The organism is Pseudomonas sp. AK181, from assembly GCF_051122975.1.
Lineage (GTDB): Bacteria > Pseudomonadota > Gammaproteobacteria > Pseudomonadales > Pseudomonadaceae > Aquipseudomonas > Aquipseudomonas lactis.
The window spans coordinates 3879748-3901049 of the sequence record NZ_CP146348.1; the positions used below are offsets into that span (position 1 = coordinate 3879748).

Below are 21302 nucleotides of genomic sequence, written 5' to 3' on the forward strand. Positions count from 1 at the left end.
GGGTGATCAGATTGCTGTCGGTCATCTACTTTGTCCTGGAATACACTCAACGATCCTCTTACCCATACTGATCCTCGGCTCCACCCCATACCCCAGCGCCTCATAAAACCCCACCACCGCGTCATTGCCGCCGGTGATCTGCAGGTTGATCTTCATGCAACCCAGCGCCGTCAACGCCTGTTCGGCATAGCGCACCAGCGACGATCCCAGGCCATGGCGCCGATAGTCGGTATGCACCGCCACCGAATACAACCAGCCACGATGCCCGTCATAGCCGGCGAGAATGGTACCGATCACAGCTTTGTTGTCGGTGGCAACGAAGAACAACCCGTCATTGACCGCCAGTTTCTTATCAATCGCCAGGCTCGGCAGGTTATGGGCCGTGTCATAGCCAAACGCCTGCTGCCATAACTCAATCACCTGGGCGCGGTGCTGACGGTCGCGATACGGCCCGATGGGGTGGCGGGACAACAGCGCCTTTTCCATCACCAACGTGCGCTCATTGCCGTGGTACACGTCACGCACGTTGTGAAAGCCCAGCTTGGCGTAGAAGGCTTGCGCCGTCAGCGAGGACGGCACGCTCAACACCGTCACGCCGGCTTCACGGGCGCGCAGTTCGATCTCGATCATCAATAGCCGGCCGATGCCTTGCCCTTGCAGTGCCGGGTTGACGAACACCGAGCGCACCACATTGCCATCCAGTGCCGCCGTAGCGACGATCAGTTGAGCCTGAGTTGCCACTAGCACCACCCGCCGCTGGAGCAACGCCAGCACCGCATCGGGGGTGAAGTTTCTGGCAACCCGCGCAATCACATCCGCGGGGTAATCACGCGCGTTGCTGCTGTGCAGCGCAGCCAGGATGACTTGGCTGATGCCGTCGGCATCTGAAGGTTGGGCAAGGCGAACAGCGGTAGACATGGTTCCTCCTGGCTGACACAGCGATAACAAACACCACAATACCAATGTGGGAGCTGGCTTGCCTGCTCCCACAGTTTGATTGCATTTCAACTTGGCAGCCGATTCGGCTGCGCCACTCCCGTTTTCAGCTTTCTTGGCTGAGCCACCGCGCTGTTTCAGCCGGGATCCATTCCCCACAACGCACAAAATAGCGGCACAAGATCCCCAACGGACCCGTGCCCCCATGCAAACCACCAACACCGTCCTGATGATCCGCCCGGCGCGCTTTGCCTTCAACCCGGATACCGCGGTCAACAACCGTTTCCAACGCCCGCCGCTGGACCCGCTCAGTGCACAGCACAAAGCGCTGAAGGAGTTCGACGGTTATGTCGACACCCTGCGCCAGCACGGCGTGGAGGTGCTGGTGGTGCAGGACACGCCGGCGCCCCACACCCCCGACTCGATCTTCCCCAACAACTGGTGGAGCAGCCATGCCGACGGCAGCCTGGTGCTCTACCCCATGGAAGGCCAGAACCGCCGACTGGAGCGCAACAAAGGCGTGCTGCAAGTCTTGGAGCAACGCTTTGCGATCAACACCACCATCGACCTCAGCCATTTGGAGCAACAGAACATCTTCCTGGAAGGCACCGGCAGCATGGTGCTCGACCGCAAGCACCGCATCAGCTACGCCTGCCATTCTGGGCGCACCCACCACGCGGCGCTGCGCCAGTTTGCCGAACGCCTCGACTACCAGCTCTGCGTGTTCCACGCCCTGGACCGCCACCAGGCACCGATTTACCACAGCAACGTGATGATGAGCGTTGGCCGCGACCTCGCGGTGGTGTGCCTGCAAGCCCTGCCCGACGACAGCGAGCGCCTGGCCCTGGAACGCTCCCTGCGAGACACCGGCAAGGACATCCTCAGCCTGGACTTTGACCAGTTGGAAGCCTTCGCCGGCAACATGCTGGAGGTCCACGACCGTGACGGCCAGCCGTTGCTGGTGATGTCCGCCAGCGCCTGGGGCGCCCTGCAACCGGCGCAGCGTCAGCACGTGGAGCGCCATACGCGGCCGGTGGTGGTGAATATCGACAACATCGAACGCATCGGCGGCGGCAGTGCCCGCTGCATGCTGGCCGAAGTGCATCTGCCGGCCCGTCCCTCATTTCAATAAGGAGTCTTGCCATGACCCGTTATATCGACGTCAACGACCTCAGCTACCTGGTTTCGCAAAAAGGCCTGCAAACCTGCATCACCGAGATGGCCGACTACATTCGCGCCGACTACCTGCGCTGGCAGGACTTCGAGAAATGCGCGCGCCTGGCCAACCATTCACCGGATGGCGTGATCGAGTTGATGCCGGTGTCCGACGCTTCGCTGTACGCCTTCAAGTACGTCAACGGCCACCCGAAAAACACCCTGGCCGGCATGCTCACCGTGATGGCGTTCGGTGCCTTGGGCGACGTCGACACCGGCAAACCGGTGCTGCTGGCAGAAATGACCCTCACCACTGCGATCCGCACCGCTGCCACCTCGGCCCTGGTCGCCCGCTACCTGGCCCGCGCCAACAGCCGCAGCATGGCGCTGATCGGCAACGGCTGCCAAAGCGAATTCCAGGCACTGGCCTTCCACGCCATGCTTGGCATTACTGAAATCCGCCTGTTCGACATCGACCCCCAGGCCACCGCCAAGCTCGCCGCCAACCTCAAGGCGTTCCCGGCGATCAAGGTGATTTTGGCCGCCAGCGTCGCCGAGGCGGTCAAAGGCGCGGACATTGTCACCACCGTCACCGCCGACAAAGCCTACGCCACCATCCTGACGGACGAGATGATCGAGCCGGGCATGCACCTCAATGCCGTGGGCGGTGACTGCCCGGGCAAGACCGAGCTGGATCGACGCATCGTCGAGCGCGCCCGGGTGATCGTCGAGTACGAACCGCAAAGCCGCATCGAAGGCGAAATCCAGCACATGCCGGAAGATTCGCCGGTCACCGAGCTGTGGCAAGTGATCAACGGCCAACAGCCCGGCCGCGAGAATGAGCGCCAAATCACCCTGTTCGACTCGGTGGGTTTCGCCATCGAAGACTACTCGGCCCTGCGCTATGTACTGGACGTGGCCAAAGCCCTGGATGTGGGCAGCGAGCTGGAGCTGGTGCCAGAGCTGGCCGACCCGAAAGACCTGTTTGCACGCCTGGCCCAGCAACCTGTGGTACAGCATAAAAAGCGCGCCTGAAACCGCTCTGGCCTGCCGCTTTGCGCCCAGGGCAGGCCAGATTCTGGTGGGTTAAAAGCCGATTTTGCCGGTGCCGCAGCCGATTCCGCTGCATTGCTTGTTTTAACAGCGCAATTTGCGCTTTGCGCAGGGGGTAAACGACACAAAAAACGCACCATCATGAAGCATTCTCTGCTCCCAGTTATTCACTGCCCCTGACATCAATTACAAAATATAGGGACCGACACATGACTCCTCTGCGATCACTCTTCGCTGCGTTGCTGTTGCCACTGTGCGCCACTGCTGCCCACGCCCAGGACTGGAAAGAAATCCGGTTTGGCGTGTTCCCCGAATACCCGCCCTTCGAATCCGTCGCCGCCGACGGCAGCCTGCAAGGCTTCGATATCGAATTGGGCAACGCCATCTGCGCCAAGCTCGAAGTGAAATGCACCTGGGTGCACAACGAATTCGACGGCATGATCCCGGCCCTGCGTGCGCGCAAGTTCGACGCGATCATGTCTTCCATGGCCGTGACCCCGGCCCGCGAGAAAGTCATCGACTTCACCGACCGCCTGTTCCTCAGCCCCACCTCGGTGATCACCCGCAAAAACGCCACCTTTGGTGATACCCCCGAGTCGCTGAACGGCAAGCAAGTTGGCGTGCTGCAAGGCTCGTTGCAGGAAGCCTATGCCCGCGCGCACCTGGCCAAGCTCGGTGCACAGATCAAGGCGTACCAGTCCCAGGAACAGAACTACGCCGACCTGCAAAATGGCCGCCTCGACGCCACCCTCACGGACAAGCTCGAAGCCCAGCTCAACTTCCTGTCCAAGCCCGAAGGCGCCGACTTCAAGACCGGCCCGGCCTTCAAGGACCCGACCCTGCCCCTGGACATCGCCATGGGCCTGCGCAAGAACGACCAGGCATTGCGTGAGCTGATCAACAAGGGTATCGCCGCCGTCCAGGCCGATGGCACCTACGCCCAGATCCAGAAGAAATACTTTGGCGATCAGGACATCTACAACGAGTAACCGGCAACCCGTGCCCATGTGGGAGCGGGCTTGCCCGCGATAGCGGTGGTTCAGGCACCCACGCCGTGACCGCACCACCGCTATCGCAGGCAAGCCAGCTCCCACAATAAATACGTGCGCTCCTTCGAGATTTCCCCATGAACGACCTCCTCAACCTGCAAGGCTACGGCCCCATGCTGGCCCAGGGTGCCTGGATGACGCTCAAGCTGGCGTTCCTCGCCCTGGCCCTGAGCCTTACCCTGGGCCTGGTCGCCGCTGGCGCCAAGCTCTCCAGCGCCAAATGGCTGCGCGTGCCGGCCACGCTCTACACCACGTTGATCCGCAGCGTGCCGGACCTGGTGCTGATCCTGCTGATTTTTTACAGCCTGCAACTGTGGCTCAATGACCTGACCGAAGCGTTCGGCTGGGACTACGTTGAAATCGACCCGTTTACCGCCGGGGTGATCACCCTGGGCTTTATCTACGGGGCGTATTTCACCGAGAACTTCCGGGGCGCGATCCTCAGTGTGCCGGCGGGCCAACTGGAAGCCGCCACCGCCTACGGCCTGAGCCGCTGGCAGCGTTTTCACCTGGTGCTGTTTCCGCAACTGATGCGCTTTGCCCTGCCGGGCCTGGGCAATAACTGGCTGGTGCTGCTCAAGTCCACGGCGCTGGTGTCGATCATCGGCCTGTCAGACCTGGTCAAGGCCGCGCAGAACGCCGGCAAGTCCACCAGCGAGCCGCTGTACTTCCTGATCCTCGCCGGCCTGGTGTACCTGGTGATTACCACCCTCTCCAACCGCATCTTCAAGCGCCTGGAACGGCGCTATAACCTGGGCATCAAGGGGATGGCGCGATGATCGAACTGTTCCAGCAATACGGCCTTGCCTATCTGTTCAGCGATGGCAGCGGCCTGTCCGGTGTCGCCATGACCCTGTGGCTGTTCATTATCTCGGTGGTGCTCGGCTTTGGCCTGTCGATCCCCCTGGCGCTGGCACGCGTGTCAGAGCATTTCTGGCTGCGCTGGCCGGTTGAGGTCTACACCTACCTGTTCCGCGGCACGCCGCTGTATATCCAACTGCTGATTTGCTACACCGGGCTGTACAGCCTGGAGGTGGTGCAGGACAACGCCCTGCTCAACCAGTTTTTCCGCAATGCACTGAACTGCACGCTGTTGGCGTTTGTGCTCAACACCTGCGCCTACACCGTGGAAATCTTCGCCGGGGCGATCCGCAACATCCCCCATGGCGAGATCGAAGCCGCACGCGCCTATGGCCTGCACGGCTGGCGGCTGAACCTGTTTGTGATCGTGCCCGCCGCCTTGCGTCGCGCCCTGCCGGCCTACAGCAATGAAATGATCCTGATGCTGCACGCCACGTCGCTGGCGTTCACCGCCACCGTCGCCGACATCCTCAAGGTCGCCCGCGATGCGAATGCCGAGACGTTCCTGACCTTCCAGGCGTTCGGCATCGCTGCCCTGCTCTACATGCTGCTGTCCTTTGCACTGGTGGGCCTGTTCAGGCTGGCCGAACGTCGCTGGATGCGCTTTCTTGTTCCTACCCGAGGCTAACCCATGAACCAGTCCGCGCAGGCCCTGGCCGCTTATCCACTGGATGTACCCGTCGGCAAAACCGCCACGGCGGCCATCAAGCTGCAAGTCGAAGGTATCCATAAACGCTACGGCGAACACGAAGTGCTCAAGGGCGTGTCCCTCAATGCCCGACAGGGCGATGTGATCAGCCTGATCGGCGCCAGCGGCTCGGGCAAAAGCACGATGCTGCGGTGCATCAACTTTCTGGAACAGCCAGACGCCGGGGTGATTACCCTTGACGGCATCAGCATCGAAATGCAACCAGGCCGCGCCGGCACCCGCGCGCCGCACCAGGCGCAACTGCAAAACCTGCGCACGCGCCTGGCCATGGTGTTCCAGCACTTCAACCTGTGGAGCCACATGACCGTGCTGGAAAACATCACCATGGCCCCGCGCCGGGTGCTGAACGTGAGCGCCGCCGAAGCCGAGAAACGTGCGCGGCTGTACCTGGACAAGGTCGGCCTGCCCAGCCGCGTGGCGGACCAATACCCGGCGTTCCTGTCCGGTGGCCAGCAGCAGCGGGTGGCGATTGCGCGAGCGCTGGCGATGGAGCCGGAGATCATCCTGTTTGATGAACCCACCTCGGCCCTGGACCCGGAGCTTGTAGGAGAAGTGCTCAAAGTCATACAGACGTTGGCCGAGGAAGGTCGTACCATGCTGATGGTCACCCACGAAATGGGCTTTGCCCGCCAGGTGTCCAGCCAAGTGCTGTTCCTGCACCAGGGCCGAGTCGAGGAACACGGCGGCGCCGAGATCCTCGACCATCCCACCAGCGAACGCTTGCAGCAATTTCTTTCCAACCGTTTGAAGTGAACTCATGGATACCAAGGCCAACGGACCCCATTCTTCCCCTACGCTGGATCGCATCGACGAAGCGATCATCGACGTACTCAGGCATCAGGGGCGTATCACCTACGAAAAGCTCTCGTCACTGGTGCACCTCACCCCCAGGCCCTGTCTGGAGCGGGTGCGCAAACTGGAGCGACGCGGGGTGATCCGTGGGTATGGGGCGATCATCGATGTGCAGATGGTCTCACCGGGGCTGTCGCTGCTGGTGCTGGTGGCCTTGTCCAACCAAAGCGGGCGCTCGGCGCAAAAAGCCTTCGAAGCCTGCGTCAAAGCCTGCCCGCAGGTATTCGAATGCCAGTTGATCAGCGGGCCGTTCGACTACAGCCTGCGCATGCGTTGCCGGGATATGGAACATTACCGGGTGCTGACCGAGACCTGGTTGAACAATGATGAGTTGCACATTGATAAGTTGGTGGCGCATCCGGAGTTGGCGGTGGTCAAGAACACCGCGACCGAACTGGCTTGATCCAGCTGGTTTGTGTGGGAGCTGGCTTGTGTGGGAGCTGGCTTGCCTGCGATGGCGGCCTGACAGCCGACACCTATCTACCTGACACCTTGCGATCAAACTGTGGGAGCGGGCTTGCTCGCGAAGGCGGCCTGACAGTCAACACAGTTGGACCGGGTACATATCCGTTATTTAGGTAACGGCCACCTAGGGTTCCGCCCTGACGTGAACTGCCCCCCGAAAGTTGGACAGGGGACGCTATTGATTTAATGCCTGAGTCCGAAATTGTACCGGGCTCAAGCCATTTAGTCTGAGGCTTATGCGGTCTTGGTTGTAGTAGGCGATGTAATCCTCTATGCCTGATGCCAACTGCTCCACACTCTCAAATGACTCCAAATAGAAAAACTCGCTCTTGAGCGTGCCGAAAAAACTCTCCATGGCGGCATTGTCCAAGCAATTACCCTTGCGCGACATGCTCTGCTCGATGCTCTTTTCGGCCAGCATGTGTCGGTAGATAGGCTGCCTGTACTGCCAACCCTGGTCGGAGTGCAGTATCGGTTTGTCACCTTGATTCAGTCGCCCGAAGGCTTTTTCCAGCATCGTCGAAACCATCCTGAATTCGGGACGTCGGTTGATCTGGTAAGCCAGGATCTCGCCGTTGTACAAATCCATGAGAGGCGAGAGAAACAGCTTTTGCCCCTTCACCTTGAACTCCGTCACGTCGGTTGCCCATTTCTCGTTAGGGGCTTCTGCCTTGAATTCGCGCTTTAGTAGATCAGGCGCAACAAGCCCTTCAGCACCTCGGTAAGAGCGATATTTCTTCACTTTGACCAGCGACTTGAGGCCTATCACCTGCATCAGTCGATACACCTTTTTGTGATTGATCAACTCACCACTGTTTCCAAGGGTCGCGGCGATGCGGCGGTAGCCGTAACGCCCCTTATGCCCGTGATAGACGCTGCGGATGCGATCTTTAAGGCCGGCATGCTTGTCGGTTAGCAGTGTTTTGCTTTGGTAATAGAAGGTGCTGCGTGCCAGTGCCGCAGCACGTAGCAACAGAGCAAGTGGATGCTCATGCCTCAATCCTTGGACGGCCTGCGTTTTTTTGGCTGCGCAGTACGGGGATCCGCTTGGATTAAGGCATCGAGCTTTTTTAGATAGGCATTCTCCGCGCGCAGATAAGCCAGTTCTGCGAGCATTTGTGCAGGGGTCAGTTCTGCGTCCGCAGGAAGAGCAGGACTTGCTTTGGGTTGCCTGGAAGGTTTGCGGGGCATACTGGACTCTTTAAGACGCTGCGGTTGTAGTGCTTCTACACCGCCTTCATCGTACAGCTTTCGCCACTGCCTGATACTACTTGGACCACGGATATCAAACCGTATACAGGCCTGTTGGTCCGACAGTCCATCTTGTTTGATGCACTGCAAAACCTTTAATTTAAACTCGGCATCGTAATGGCTGTACTTGGCGATCAAGCCAGAGGCGCCGTGCTTTTCAAAACCCTTGACCCAGCGTCGCAGGAGCGATGGACTCAAGTCATGCTTAAGGGCCACCTCATGGATGCTACTGGCAGACAGGCACTCTTCAATCAATGATTGCTTGAGCGCTAGGTTGTATTTCGTCATGGAACACTCTCCCGAGGGGGCAGGTGTCCAACATTCGGGGGTCAGTTCAACGGCGGCTCACTTTTGAAAAGCGCAAAAGTAAGCAAAACGCTCATGCCCCACCACTCGGCACCTCGCTTGGGCTCGGTGTGCCCGCAATCCGCCAGTGATTTGGGGGGCCGCCGCCACGCGCCATCCATGGCGCGGGGCGGCTAAACCGGCATCCCTGCCGGTTTACCCCCCAAATCCCTGTCGAATTCCGGCCAGCGTGGTTTAACGGGGCGCCTAAGATCAAGATCAAAAGCAGATCAAAAGCAGATCAAGAGCGGCTCGCTTCGCATCGTGGTTAGCGTTGAGCGCTACAGAGTTATGTAGATACCTATGTGCGATAGCGGTGCATCAGTCACCCCACGTCTGACTGGTCGACCGCCATCACAGGCAAGCCAGCTCCCACATTGACCGGGTTTGCAATTCTTTTGCCTGGCTTGGCCCCTACCAGCTTCGCCTGCCCGTCCTTCTGCTTGCCCGTACGCGCTTCACTGATCAGCCCCGGGATCAACTTGCCCTCCGGTAAATTCTTCCAGAAGCGGCTGGGCAAATGCCCTTCCATCACTTTGGGATTCAACCGCGCCGGGTTGAAGATGTGGCTGTAGTAGGTCAGCCACATGGCGCTGTGGGGGTCTTCGACATTCTGTGCCAATTGCTGCCAGGCCTCGGGGCACTGGCGCTGATGAATCAGTTGCTCGCCGTCGTAATACACCCCGTCGATGGGCGTGGCGATCATCCAGCGATGGCGGCCCATGCGCCCGATAAAATGCTCGCTGGCGCTCTTGAGAATGTCATGGGCCGGCTCATGCCAGGCCACGTACTCCGGCAGTTCCGGCCCCGCCCCGGCCGGCAGCGCGATGAAGCGCACAAACGCGTGCAAGTGGTGAGCCTCCCGGCTGACTTGCTTGATGCGCCGCTGCAATTCGCTGCCAAGCTTGTCCCCCGCGAGCATGGCCGTGCGATCACCATGGCTGACCCGCCACAGCACTTCATACAACAGGCTCCAGCGTTGATCACCGTGATAACAGGCGGCGGACTCCAGTAATTGCAACAGCGCCTTGGGTATGCGCGCCTGAAACGGCCCCAACTCCGGCGGGATCGGTTCATCGGTGGCGAACAGGTCCGCCGCCTGCACCTCGCCCCAGCTCACCTGGCTGGGGTCGACCTGATGGCTGAGCAACCAGCGCGCCTGTTCGCGCCAGGTGCTGAACAGGTTGTCGCATTCCAGGCTGATCATCCCCACAGCCCCATCTGTTGCGGCTGCGGGCGATCACGCAGTTGTTCACGCAGCAACACACTGGTGCTGTCGGCCTGTTGCGGGTGGTAGTCGCTGGTGATGAAAAACGGCTTGGCCTTGGCCAGCACGCAGCGCATGCGCGCCAGGTCTTCGAAGCGGATCTTGCGTTCACGGCGCAGGTCGAGCAGGCGCTGGGTGGTGCGCAGGCCGATGCCGGGGATACGTGCGATCAGGGTAGGCTCGGCGCGGTTCAGGTCCAGGGGGAACACCTCGCGGTGCTCCAGAGCCCAGGCCAGCTTGGGGTCGATATCCAGCGCCAGGTCGCCGGGGCCGGCGAACAGCTCATTGGCGCGGAAACCGTAACTGCGCAGCAGGAAGTCGGCCTGGTACAAGCGGTGCTCGCGCATCAGTGGCGGCGCGGCTAAAGGCACGCTTTTCGGACTGTTGGGGATGGGGCTGAACGCCGAGTAATACACGCGGCGCAACTTGAAATTACCGTACAACGCCTCGGCACCGTGCAAGATGGTGCTGTCGTCGGTGTCGTCGGCGCCGACAATCATCTGCGTGCTTTGCCCGGCCGGAGCGAAACGTGGCGCGCGGGGTTCGTTGAGCACCGTCTGCTCGCCAGTGTAGATGGTCTGCATGGCCTGCTTGATCGAGCCGATCTGCTTCTCGGGCGCCAGGGTTTGCAGGCTGGCGTCGGTGGGCAGTTCGATATTCACGCTGAGGCGATCGGCATAACGGCCAGCCTCGGCGATCAGGGCCGGGTCGGCATCGGGGATGGTCTTGAGGTGGATATAACCGCGAAAGTCATGCTCTTCGCGCAGCAGTTTGGCGACCCGCACCAGTTGCTCCATGGTGTAGTCCGACGAACGGATGATGCCGGAACTGAGGAACAGCCCACTGACGCAATTGCGCTTGTAGAAATCCAGGGTCAGGGTGACCACCTCCTCCGGGCTGAAGCGCGCACGGGGCACGTCGCTGGAGCGGCGGTTGACGCAGTATTGGCAGTCGTAGAGGCAGAAGTTGGTGAGCAACACCTTGAGCAACGACACGCAACGGCCATCGGGCGTGTAGCTGTGGCAGATGCCCATGCCATTGGTGGAACCCAGCCCCGCCTTGCCCTCGGAACTGCGCTTGGGCGCGCCACTGCTGGCGCAGGACGCGTCGTACTTGGCGGCGTCGGCGAGGATGCTGAGTTTTTCAATTAACTGCATGGAAGGCTACCGATACTGGTTTTTTGTACAGTACCAATAGCCACACCTTGTCACAAGTGCCGTCTGTAGGAGCGAGCTTGTGTGGCGAGGGAGCTTGCTCCCGCTGGGGTGCGAAGCGCCCCCAAAAAGCCGGCTCCAGCTGCGCTGTCGAACGGGAGCAAGCTCCCTCGCCACAATAAGGGGATCGGTCAGCTGGCGGTGGCCAGGAGCAAGTCCTGCACCGAACGTCCCTTGTCGCGGTTTCGATCGTTCTCATACAACGACGCCGCAATCTCATCCGCGCGAATCGGCAGCACCGACAGCAAGGTATCGCTCAAGCCATGACTGGCCTGGCTGAAGCCCTGGATGTAGATGCCGGCCTTGCAGCGCTCGTCGGTGACGATGCGGTAGTCGCGGGCCACTTCGAAGTCGCCCATGTAGGCCTCCAGGGGCGCCAGCAGTTCACGGTGCATCTGGCGCTCGTAGCCGGTGGCCAGGATCACCGCGTCGTAATGGTTGAGGCTGGTTTCGCCGGTGGCGGTATTGCGCAGGGCCAGTTCGATGCCCAGCGGGCCCGGGGTGGCTTTCTCCACTACGGTCAGGGTTCGGAACGCCTGGCGGGCGATGCCGGAGACTTTCTGGCGGTAGAAAATCCCGTAGATGCGCTCGATCAGGTCCAGGTCCACCACCGAGTAGTTGGTGTTCTGGTACTCGGCGACCAAACGCTCACGCTCGGCACCGACTTGCTGGAACACCAGGTCAGTGAAAGCCGGTGAGAACACTTCGTTGACGAACGGGCTGTCGTCGGCCGGCTTGAGCGCCGAGCCGCGCAGGATCATGTCGACCTGCACCGACGGGAAGCTGTCATTGAGGTCGATAAAGGCTTCGGCCGCGCTCTGGCCACCGCCAATCACGGCGATTCGCATCGGCTTGCCGTCTACGCACGGCTGGTTGGCCATGCGCTCCAGGTACTGGGAATGGTGGAACACCCGGCTGTCGCCCTTGAGCGCCTTGAAGGCGTCGGGGACACGCGGCGTGCCACCGGCGCTGACCACCACCGAACGAGTGGTGCGCACATGCTGCTCGCCGTGGGCATCGCGGGAGATCACGCGCAACGCCTCGACCTGCTGCTGATGCAGGATCGGCTCGATGGCCAGCACTTCTTCACCGTAGTTGGCCTGGGCCTGGAACTGCCCCGCCACCCAGCGCAGGTAGTCGTTGTACTCCATGCGACAGGGGTAGAAAGTGCCCAGGTTGATGAAGTCCACGAGGCGGTCGTGGGCCTTGAGGTAGTTGACGAAAGAGTACGGGCTGGTGGGATTGCGCAGGGTCACCAGGTCCTTGAGGAAGGAAATCTGCAGTTCGCTCTGGGTGACCAGGGTATTGCCGTGCCAGCGGTAGTCGGCTTGTTTGTCGAGAAACAGCACGTCCAGCTTGCCCTGGGCCTTTTCACGCTCCTGCAGGGCGATGGCCAGCGCCAGGTTCGAAGGGCCGAAACCGATCCCGATCAGGTCATGAACCGCGGGCGAAGCAATTGCCTGTGTCATTCCAGTGTCCTCTGGATAAGCCCCTTGGCGATGGGGCGGGAATACCTTCATGGCCTGAACAACAGGCCGTGTGTTGATAGGAAACGAGGACAGTGAAATAAAATTTAACTAACTGGCGATCAGTGCGCTTCCCACTCGCGCATGCGCACCCGGCAGTGCTTCATCGCGTTGACGATGTGTTTTTCCACCAGGCTGCGGGAAATGCTCAGGCGTTCGGCGATTTGCAGGTGGGACAGGCCTTCGAGTTTGCGCAACAGGAAACTGTCGCGACAGGCCGCCGGCAACTCGGCCAGGGCGCGTTCGAGCATCTCCAGGCGCTGGCCCTGGTCGTGGCTGGCCTGGGGTGAACAGGCGGCGAAGCGCTCTTCGCTGTCCAGCACCTCCAGGGGTTCGGCCTGGCGCAAGGCGTTGCGCCGATGGCCGTCGATCACCAGGTTCAAGGCGGTGCGGTACAGGAAGGCGCGGGGTTGTTCGATCGGGGTGTCGCTTACGCGCTCCAGCACCCGCACATAAGCGTCATGCACCACATCTTCGGCCACCTGACGGTTGCCCAGCTTGGCGTTGAGGAAACACACCAGCTCGCGATAGTAGTTTTCCAACATGACTCCTGACCCCACGGCCTTATTACCAACGACACCCACCCCCTGTAGGAGCGAGCTTGCTCGCGAAAAACCCAAGAGCACATCCCCTTACCTGAATGCACCCGCAACCATTGGCGGTGTTGCCATCACCGATGATGGCAGTTTGAGCATGTGCAATTTATAGTAATTCTCATCTACTTTTAAAGAACTCTCTCGTCAGCGGTCGAATTTTTTCTCCCACTGAGCTGTAACTACTTATGTAACAGCCTAAATTCCCGGGCATTTTCCTCGTTTACCTGTCAGCTCTGCGCGACTGCGCCCCGAACTTTCCTGGCTGGAAGCTACCGATGAAACGCCCTCGACCTGCCCGACGCGCCCTGCTTGTGGTGGCGTGCCTGATTCCCATCGTTGCGTTTGCCACCTGGCAGGGCCTGACGCCGGGCCGCGACGCCCTGGCCACCGTCACCGTGACCCGCGCCGACATCGAAAACAGCGTCACCGCCCTGGGCACCCTGCAACCGCGCCGCTATGTGGACGTCGGCGCCCAGGCCTCCGGGCAGATCCGCAAGATCCACGTCGAGGCCGGCGACCAGGTCCAGGAAGGCCAATTGCTGGTGGAGATCGACCCCGCCACGCAAAAAGCCAAGCTCGACGCCAGCCGCTATGCCATCGAAAACCTGCAGGCCCAGTTGCAGGAGCAGAAAGCCCAGCACCAACTGGCCCGCCAGAAGTACCAGCGCCAGCAGCGCCTGAGTGCCGGCAACGCCACCCGCGAAGAAGACGTGCAGACCGCCAAGGCTGAACTCAACGCGACCCAGGCGCGGGTCGAGATGTTCCAGGCACAGATCCGCCAGGCCCAGGCCAGCCTGCGCAGCGACGAGGCCGAGTTGGGCTACACGCGCATCTACGCGCCAATGACCGGCACCGTGGTGGCCGTGGACGCGCGCGTCGGCCAGACCCTCAACGCGCAACAGCAAACCCCGCTGATCCTGCGCATCGCCAAGCTGTCGCCCATGACGGTGTGGGCGGAAGTCTCCGAAGCCGACATCGGCCATGTCAAACCCGGCATGAGCGCGTACTTCACCACCCTGAGCGGTGGCAGCCGGCGCTGGACCAGCACCGTTCGCCAGATCCTGCCGATCCCGCCCAAGCCCTTGAACGAAACCCAGAGCAACGGCAGCCCGAGCAGCACCAGCAAGAGCGGCACTGGCCGAGTGGTGCTGTACACGGTGCTGCTCGACGTAGACAACGCCGACAACGCGCTGATGGCCGAGATGACCACCCAGGTCTTTTTCGTCGCAAGCCAGGTTAAAGATGCCCTCACCGTACCGGTCGCAGCCTTGCAAGGCGTGCCTGGCTCCACAGCGCAAATCGCCCGGGTGGTGGCCAAAAACGGTGCCATTGAAGACCGCGAAGTACGCCTGGGCATCAGCGATCGCCTGCGCGTCGAAGTGCTCGGCGGGCTGAACGAGGGCGACCACCTGTTGATTGGCCCGGCTGACAGCCATGGGGGCTGAATTGACCACGCCGCTGATTGAACTCAAAGGCATCCGCAAATCCTACGGCGGCGGCGACAGCCCGCAGGTCGATGTGTTGCGCGGCATTGACCTGTCGATCCATGCCGGCGAGTTCGTCGCCATTGTCGGCGCGTCGGGTTCGGGCAAATCGACACTGATGAACATCCTCGGCTGCCTCGACCGCCCCACCGAGGGCGACTACCTGTTCGCCGGGGAAAACGTCGCCCACCTGGGCAGCGACGAACTGGCCTGGCTGCGCCGCGAAGCCTTCGGTTTTGTGTTCCAGGGCTACCATTTGATTCCCTCAGGCTCGGCCCAGGAAAACGTCGAGATGCCGGCGATCTATGCCGGTATCAGCGCCGCCGAACGCCATGCTCGCGCCAACGCCCTGCTCACCCGCCTGGGCCTGGCCGAACGCACCGGCAATCGGCCGCACCAGTTGTCCGGTGGGCAGCAGCAACGGGTGTCCATCGCCCGCGCACTGATGAACGGCGGCCATATCATCCTCGCCGACGAACCCACCGGTGCCCTCGACAGCCACAGCGGCGCCGAGGTCATGGCCTTGCTCGACGAACTGGCGAGCCAGGGCCATGTGGTCATCCTGATTACCCACGACCGTGAAGTGGCAGCGCGGGCCAACCGCATCATCGAGATTCGCGACGGCCAGATCATCAGCGATTCAGCTGACACCCGCGCGGCCACACCCAGCGTGGCGGCCGGCGCCTTGCACGCCGTAGACCTGCGCCAACGCCTGGCCGACGGCGCCGAGCACAACGGTGCCTGGAAAGCCGAATTGCTGGACGCGGTGCAAGCCGCCTGGCGGGTGATGTGGATCAACCGTTTTCGCACGGCGCTGACGCTGCTGGGCATTATCATCGGCGTCGCGTCGGTGGTGGTGATGCTGGCGGTGGGCGAAGGCAGCAAACGCCAGGTCATGGCGCAGATGGGCGCGTTCGGCTCCAATATCATCTACCTCAGCGGTTCTTCGCCCAACCCGCGTACGCCGCTGGGGATTGTGTCCCTCAACGACGTCGCGGCCCTGGCGACGCTGCCTCAGGTCAAGCGCATCATGCCGGTCAACGGCACCGACGCGGGTGTGCGCTTCGGCAACGTCGACTACATGGCCTACGTGGGGGGCAACGACACCAACTTCCCGGAGATTTTCAACTGGCCGGTGGTCGAGGGCAGCTATTTCACCGAGGCCGACGAATGCGCCGCCGCCACAGTCGCCGTGATTGGCGCGCGCATCCGGCAAAAGTTGTTCAAGGACGTGGCCAACCCCATCGGCCAGTACATCCTGATCGAGAACGTGCCCTTCCAGGTGGTCGGCGTACTGGCGGAAAAAGGTTCCAGCTCCGGCAACAAGGACAGTGACGACCGTGTCGCCATTCCCTACAGCGCCGCCAGCGTCCGCCTGTTCGGCAGCTACAACCCCGAATACGTGGCGATTGCCACCACCGATGCGCGCAAGGTGCATGAAGCCGAACGCGCCATCGACCAGTTGATGTTGAAGTTGCACAACGGCAAGCGCGACTACGAGCTGACCAACAATGCCGCGATGATCCAGGCCGAAGCGCGCACCCAGAACACCCTGTCGCTGATGCTCGGCTCGATTGCGGCGATTTCGCTGTTGGTGGGCGGCATCGGCGTGATGAATATCATGTTGATGACCGTGCGCGAACGCACCCGTGAAATCGGCATCCGCATGGCCACCGGAGCACGCCAGCGCGACATCCTGCGCCAGTTCCTCACCGAAGCGGTGATGCTTTCGGTGGTCGGTGGCCTGTTCGGTATTGCCCTGGCCTTGCTGGTGGGCGGCGTGCTGGTACTGGCTGACGTGGCGGTGCAGTTTTCCCTGGTGGCGGTGCTCGGTGCGTTTGGCTGTGCGCTGGTCACCGGTGTCGTATTCGGCTTTATGCCGGCCCGTAAAGCTGCCCGGCTCGATCCGGTTAAGGCGTTGACCAGTGAATAAACGATCCATCACCCCGCCATTGTCAGCGCTCAGCTTGTGCCTGTTGCTCACGGCTTGTGGCGCTAACCCGCCCGCCATCGACAGCGGCATCGCTGCGCCCGCCGCCTGGCACTATGCCGAGCGCGAGGCAAACCAAGCCACCAACCAACGCTGGTGGACGCAGTTTGGCAGCCCGGCGCTGAACCGCCTGATCGACCAGGCCCGCCGTGACAGCTTCGACGTGGCGGCGGCCATGGCGCGTGTCCGCCAGGCCCAGGCCACGGCGGTGATTGCCGGCGCACCGTTGTTGCCGGAGCTGAAGTTCAACCTCGGCGCCAGCCGTCAACGGCTGTTGCGCGGCAGCGGCAACTCGGAGCTGGACGCCACCGAGAGCAACAGGACCGTCACCAACTATGACGCCAACCTCACAGCCAGCTACGAAATCGACTTCTGGGGTGGCCGCGCCGCTGCCCGCGACAGCGCCGTGCACAGCCTGCAGGCCAGTGAGTTCGATCAGGCCAACGTGGAGCTGACCCTGCTCAGCAACGTCGCCGACCGCTACGCGCAAACCCTGGCCGCACGCCAGCGCTTGCAGATTGCCGAGCTCAACCTGGCGAATGCACGCAATGTACTGAACCTGGTGCAGACCCGCTTTGATGCCGGTTCCGCCACGGCCCTGGAACTGGCGCAACAGAAAAGCCTGGTGGCCGGTCAGCAACGGCAACTGCCACTGATCCAGCAATCGGCGGAAGAATCGCAAATCACCCTCGCCGCCTTGCTCGGCCAGCCCGTGCAGGCCCTGGAGCTGGGCACAGAACCCTTCCAGACACTGAGCTGGCCAAGTATCGGGCCCGGCGTGCCCAGCCAGTTATTGAGCCGGCGCCCCGACCTCGCCCAGGCCGAGGCCCAGTTGGCGGCGGCCAGTGCCGACGTCACGGTAGCCCGTGCAGCCATGCTGCCGACGGTGACGTTGGGCGCAACGCTCGGCTCGGGCGCGTCCAAGGCCGAAGAGATTCTGCGCAGCCCCTTCTACACCCTGACGTCGGGCCTGATGGCGCCGATCTTCAACAATGGCCGGCTGAGCGCCGAACGCGACAAGGCTCGGGCGCGCCAGGATGAACTGCTGCAAACCTACCGTGGGGCGATCATCAACGGCTTTGCCGATGTAGAAAAAGCCCTCAGCAGCATCACCCGCCTGGACCAGCAACGCCACTGGCAAACCGAGGAACTGCAACAGGCGCAGAGCGCCTTCCAGATTGCCCAAAGCCGCTATGAAGCCGGCGCCGAAGACCTGCTCACGGTACTGGAAACCCAACGCACCCTCTACGACGCCCAAGACCAGAACGTGCTGCTGCGCCTGTCGCGTCTGCAAGCCAGCATCGCCCTGTACAAGGCATTAGGCGGTGGCTGGAACACCGATATCTGATAAACGAAACTCATATTTCATACACGAGCTGTTTCTTCACCTTACATTTTCCACCCCAAGGTCCTTGGTAAAAAAGCCGTTATCACACGGATGCCCGGGACCTCATGATGAAACCCAGCGTTGTTGTAAAAAGCCTGGCCTGCGTTGGCGGCTGGCTGATCACACACCTGGCGCTGGCCGAGCCCTTGATCGCGCCCACCGCGATCGACTGGCTGCTGGACTGCCCCCTCACTGCAACAGCGCGCCTGGACCCGGAAGTGGTTGGCCGCACCCAATGCGGCCTGGTCAGCGTGCCCCGCGACCATGCCGCCCCCCAGCGCGGCCGCATTCGCCTGAGCGTGACACGGGTAGGCGCACGGCAGCCGCTCAACCGCGAAGGTGTGGTGTTCATCCAGGCAGGCGACCCTCAACAGGCCAAAGACGCACCGTTCGTCCTTCACCTGGCCAGTCGCTGGGAGTCGCTTGCCACCCAGGCCTATCGCACCCTGGTCGACCGTTATGACGTGATCGAGCTGAGCACCCGCGACCTGCGCCAAGGCAACGGCGTGGAACAGGCCGCGCAGGACATGGAGTTCGTGCGCGGGCAACTGGGCGAGGCACGCCTCAACTACCTGGGCAACGCCGCGGCCACCCGCCTGGGCAGCCGCTATGGCACGCTGTTTCCCGAGCGCGTCGGGCGCATGGTGCTGATCAATACCGAACCTGGCGAACCACTCGCCACCGGTGTCGAGCAACTCTTGCTCAAGGAGTCGGCACACGCAGGCGCCGACGGCTGTGTGAGCCGTTGGTTGGGGGATTTCCTCGCTTACGGTAAACAGCCGCCTTCGTCCGCACGCTGCCTGGACTTGGGCGCCTGGGAATAACCTGCGCATTTACGACCCCTATTCACCGAAAACGACCCCTTGCGTTGACGCCCCTGCCCAATCGTTATTAAGTGCTATTTATCCGCATTAATACGATAAATCACCACCATGCTGAGTCGACCGCTACGCCGCAAACGCCAGAAGCTGTCCGATGTGATTGTCGAGTCGGTCAAGCGCTCGATCGTCACCGACGCCTTGAAGCCCGGCGACCGCCTGCCCACTGAACGCGAGCTGATGGAAAGCTTCCAGTGCTCCAAGGGCTCGGCGCGCGAAGCGCTCAAGGCGCTGGAGGTCGAAGGCCTGGTGAGCACACGCACCGGCCCCAGCGGCGGGGCGTACTTGAACCAGGCCGGCACTGAACCGGCCAGCCGCGCCTTGCGCAATTACCTGCACTTCCAGCACCTGGACGGCGAGCAGGTCTACCAACTGCGCAAGGTCATCGAAGTGGAACTGGCAGTGTCGGTGCTCGGGCGTTTGAGCGAAGACGATTACATCGCCCTGCAAGCCAACGTGGATTTTTGCAGCGCCCCCGAAGACAGCGAAGCCGGCCAGCGCGAACAGCGCCTGGCGGAACTGGAGTTTCACAACCTGTTGGCCCAGGCGTGCCCCAACCCGCTGCTGAGTTTCATGGCGCAGTTTCTCAACGACCTGCTGCGCGACCTGGTGGTGCTGAAAAAAGCCTACAAGCCCAAGCGCAAGCAATTCGACGCGGCCAACCTGGACTATCACAAGCAACTGCTGATCGCCTTTCGCGCCGGGGATGAAAGCGCGGTGCGCAGCTTGATGCATGAACACATGTGCGATGCCGAACACCATATGACCGCGCTGGAAGGCCAGGTGAGCCCGCACTTCCTACTGGAGTTCGACCACTCATAAGCACACCAAAAATCCAATCTGGGAACCCGATCAATGTGGGAGCTGGCTTGCCTGCGATGGCATCGCCTCGGTCCCCCCTGTAACACCGAGGCGCCTGCATCGCAGGCAAGCCAGCTCCCACATCCAATAACAAGCCTGCCCACAGGCCCTTGCTCCACCGTATCGCCCTTGCCGCTCCTGCCAATAACTAAACCAGGGAGTCACCCCATGCAGCGTCGTACGTTATTGAAAGCCAGCCTCACCGCAGCCGCCGCCCTCAGCCTTCCGCTGAGCGTGCGTTCGGCATTCGCCGCCGAGCCCTTTACCTTTTACGGCCTCAAGTCCATGTCTGGCGCCTTTGCCAGCTATGGCAAATTTGCCGACATGGGTTCGCGCCTGGCGGTGCAACAACACGCCCAGTTGCTCGGCCGCCCGCTGAACTACAAAGTCATCGACACCGAAGGCAACGCCGGCAAGGCGGTGCGCAAGGTGCAGGAGGCCATCGCGCAGGACGGCGCACGGTTCTTCCAGGGCTGCACGCTGTCGTCTTCCGCCCTGGCAGTGGCCAAGGAGGTGGACAAGGCCAGCGGTGTGTTCATGACCCCGGTGGGCGCCGATGAAGTTACCGGCAAGGACTGCAACAAGGCGACCTTCCGCTGGTCGGTGCCCACCTACGGCGCGATCCGCGAGACCATGGTACCGCTGATCAAGTTGCTGCCGGACGCCAAGCGCTGGTACACCATCACCCCGCAATACGTGTTCGGCGAAGCCTTGCTTGAAGGCGCCAAAAACGTGCTCAAGGAACATGGCCTGGAACACGTGGGCAACAGCTACCACTCGCTGCAGGAACAGGAATTCTCCGGCTATCTGACCAACGCCATTTCTACCAAACCCGATGTGCTGGTGCTGCTCAACTTTGGCAGCCAATCGTCCAACACCCTGCGCCAGGCCGTGAACTTTGGCATCAAGGAGCGCATGAAGGTCTTGCTGGTGTGGTCTGCCGGCCTGGATCAGTTCCAGGAACTGGGCAGCGATGTGCTCGAAGGCGTGTACCTCGGCGCGCAGTACTGGCACCAGGTCGACACCCCGCTCAACCGCGAACTGGTCAAACTCACCCAGGCCACCTACGGCATCAACCCCACCTACCCGCTGGCCGCCGATTACATCAGCACCAAAGTCATGCTCGACACCATCATCGCCACCGGCAGCTTCGACGGCCCGACCGTGGCCAAGGCCATGCAGGGCTTGAGCTACGAAGGCCCCACCGGCAAGGAGTCGATCCGCGCCGGCGACCACCAGGTGATCAAGGATTACTACCTGCTGATCGGCAAGGCCAGCGGCGACATGGCCGACAAGGACGACCTGGCCAAAGTGCTCAGCGCTGGCCAGTCGTTCCCTGCGGTCGAGGCGACGGGCTGCACGCTCGGCTGACCGTTTAATTTTGTCGCGCAGGGCCGTGCAAGCGGCCGTCTGCGGAGGGTGC

The 21302-nt window shown here is 61.7% G+C and carries 19 protein-coding genes; 13 read left to right on the plus strand and 6 right to left on the minus strand.

Annotated elements, in window-relative coordinates:
• Positions 1 to 21: 21 nt before the first annotated feature.
• Entirely contained in the window at positions 22 to 918 is an 897-nt protein-coding gene (locus V8689_RS17555) for a GNAT family acetyltransferase (RefSeq protein ID WP_081089305.1), read from the minus strand.
• 223 nt (positions 919 to 1141) lie between these two features.
• Between V8689_RS17555 and ctlX the strand changes: the two genes are divergently transcribed.
• The 7 genes from ctlX (at position 1142) to V8689_RS17590 (ending at position 7018) form a co-directional block, all read left to right on the plus strand.
• A complete protein-coding gene (gene ctlX, locus V8689_RS17560; RefSeq protein WP_056788051.1) occupies positions 1142 to 2068 on the plus strand; it encodes a citrulline utilization hydrolase CtlX in 927 nt (308 codons plus the stop codon).
• A gap of 11 nt (positions 2069 to 2079) precedes the next feature.
• Positions 2080 to 3126 carry an ornithine cyclodeaminase gene (locus V8689_RS17565; protein ID WP_056788055.1) on the plus strand — a complete coding sequence of 349 codons (1047 nt, stop codon included), beginning with the start codon at positions 2080 to 2082 and terminating at the stop codon, positions 3124 to 3126.
• A gap of 227 nt (positions 3127 to 3353) precedes the next feature.
• A complete protein-coding gene (locus V8689_RS17570; protein WP_032896457.1) occupies positions 3354 to 4133 on the plus strand; it encodes an ABC transporter substrate-binding protein in 780 nt (259 codons plus the stop codon).
• A gap of 137 nt (positions 4134 to 4270) precedes the next feature.
• Complete coding sequence (locus V8689_RS17575) at positions 4271 to 4972, plus strand: ABC transporter permease (RefSeq protein ID WP_014719023.1); 702 nt, start codon at positions 4271 to 4273, stop codon at positions 4970 to 4972.
• A complete protein-coding gene (locus V8689_RS17580; protein ID WP_014719024.1) occupies positions 4969 to 5682 on the plus strand; it encodes an ABC transporter permease in 714 nt (237 codons plus the stop codon). The genes V8689_RS17575 and V8689_RS17580 overlap by 4 nt, the downstream gene beginning before the upstream one ends.
• Positions 5683 to 5685: 3 nt before the next feature.
• A complete protein-coding gene (locus V8689_RS17585) occupies positions 5686 to 6516 on the plus strand; it encodes an ABC transporter ATP-binding protein (protein ID WP_228391100.1) in 831 nt (276 codons plus the stop codon).
• A 4-nt stretch (positions 6517 to 6520) separates the two neighbouring features.
• Positions 6521 to 7018: an Lrp/AsnC family transcriptional regulator gene (locus V8689_RS17590; RefSeq protein WP_003192319.1), complete on the plus strand. Its 498-nt coding sequence runs from the start codon at positions 6521 to 6523 to the stop codon at positions 7016 to 7018.
• Positions 7019 to 7255: 237 nt separating this feature from the next.
• Here the strand turns inward: V8689_RS17590 and V8689_RS17595 are convergent.
• The 5 genes from V8689_RS17595 to V8689_RS17615 all read right to left on the minus strand — a co-directional run bounded on the left by V8689_RS17595 (position 7256) and on the right by V8689_RS17615 (position 13228).
• A protein-coding gene (locus V8689_RS17595; protein WP_155717239.1) for an IS3 family transposase occupies positions 7256 to 8619 on the minus strand; the annotation gives its coding sequence in 2 pieces (ribosomal slippage) (positions 7256 to 8154 and positions 8154 to 8619; 1365 coding nt in all).
• Positions 8620 to 9001: 382 nt separating this feature from the next.
• Complete coding sequence (locus V8689_RS17600; RefSeq protein WP_056787312.1) at positions 9002 to 9883, minus strand: TIGR03915 family putative DNA repair protein; 882 nt, start codon at positions 9881 to 9883, stop codon at positions 9002 to 9004.
• Positions 9880 to 11100 carry a putative DNA modification/repair radical SAM protein gene (locus V8689_RS17605; protein ID WP_056787309.1) on the minus strand — a complete coding sequence of 407 codons (1221 nt, stop codon included), beginning with the start codon at positions 11098 to 11100 and terminating at the stop codon, positions 9880 to 9882. The genes V8689_RS17600 and V8689_RS17605 overlap by 4 nt, the downstream gene beginning before the upstream one ends.
• A 188-nt stretch (positions 11101 to 11288) precedes the next feature.
• Positions 11289 to 12626, minus strand: coding sequence for a lysine N(6)-hydroxylase/L-ornithine N(5)-oxygenase family protein (locus tag V8689_RS17610; protein WP_056787307.1), 1338 nt, complete (start codon positions 12624 to 12626; stop codon positions 11289 to 11291).
• Positions 12627 to 12745: 119 nt separating this feature from the next.
• Positions 12746 to 13228, minus strand: coding sequence for a sigma-70 family RNA polymerase sigma factor (locus V8689_RS17615; RefSeq protein WP_056787304.1), 483 nt, complete (start codon positions 13226 to 13228; stop codon positions 12746 to 12748).
• A 326-nt stretch (positions 13229 to 13554) separates the two neighbouring features.
• Here V8689_RS17615 and V8689_RS17620 point away from each other — a divergent pair, with 326 nt between their 5' ends.
• From V8689_RS17620 to V8689_RS17645, 6 genes are all read left to right on the plus strand, one after another.
• Positions 13555 to 14724 carry an efflux RND transporter periplasmic adaptor subunit gene (locus V8689_RS17620; protein ID WP_056787301.1) on the plus strand — a complete coding sequence of 390 codons (1170 nt, stop codon included), beginning with the start codon at positions 13555 to 13557 and terminating at the stop codon, positions 14722 to 14724.
• The gene (locus tag V8689_RS17625; RefSeq protein ID WP_150073254.1) at positions 14714 to 16696 is read left to right on the plus strand and encodes a MacB family efflux pump subunit; all 1983 of its coding nucleotides are present in this window, start codon (positions 14714 to 14716) and stop codon (positions 16694 to 16696) included. The genes V8689_RS17620 and V8689_RS17625 overlap by 11 nt, the downstream gene beginning before the upstream one ends.
• The gene (locus V8689_RS17630; RefSeq protein WP_056787299.1) at positions 16689 to 18101 is read left to right on the plus strand and encodes an efflux transporter outer membrane subunit; all 1413 of its coding nucleotides are present in this window, start codon (positions 16689 to 16691) and stop codon (positions 18099 to 18101) included. Before V8689_RS17625 ends, V8689_RS17630 begins: the two co-directional genes overlap by 8 nt.
• Positions 18102 to 18208: 107 nt before the next feature.
• Positions 18209 to 18964, plus strand: coding sequence for a hypothetical protein (locus tag V8689_RS17635; protein ID WP_056787336.1), 756 nt, complete (start codon positions 18209 to 18211; stop codon positions 18962 to 18964).
• Positions 18965 to 19072: 108 nt separating this feature from the next.
• A complete protein-coding gene (locus V8689_RS17640) occupies positions 19073 to 19840 on the plus strand; it encodes a FadR/GntR family transcriptional regulator (protein ID WP_056787297.1) in 768 nt (255 codons plus the stop codon).
• 207 nt (positions 19841 to 20047) lie between these two features.
• Complete coding sequence (locus tag V8689_RS17645) at positions 20048 to 21250, plus strand: ABC transporter substrate-binding protein (RefSeq protein ID WP_056787294.1); 1203 nt, start codon at positions 20048 to 20050, stop codon at positions 21248 to 21250.
• Positions 21251 to 21302: the final 52 nt, after the last annotated feature.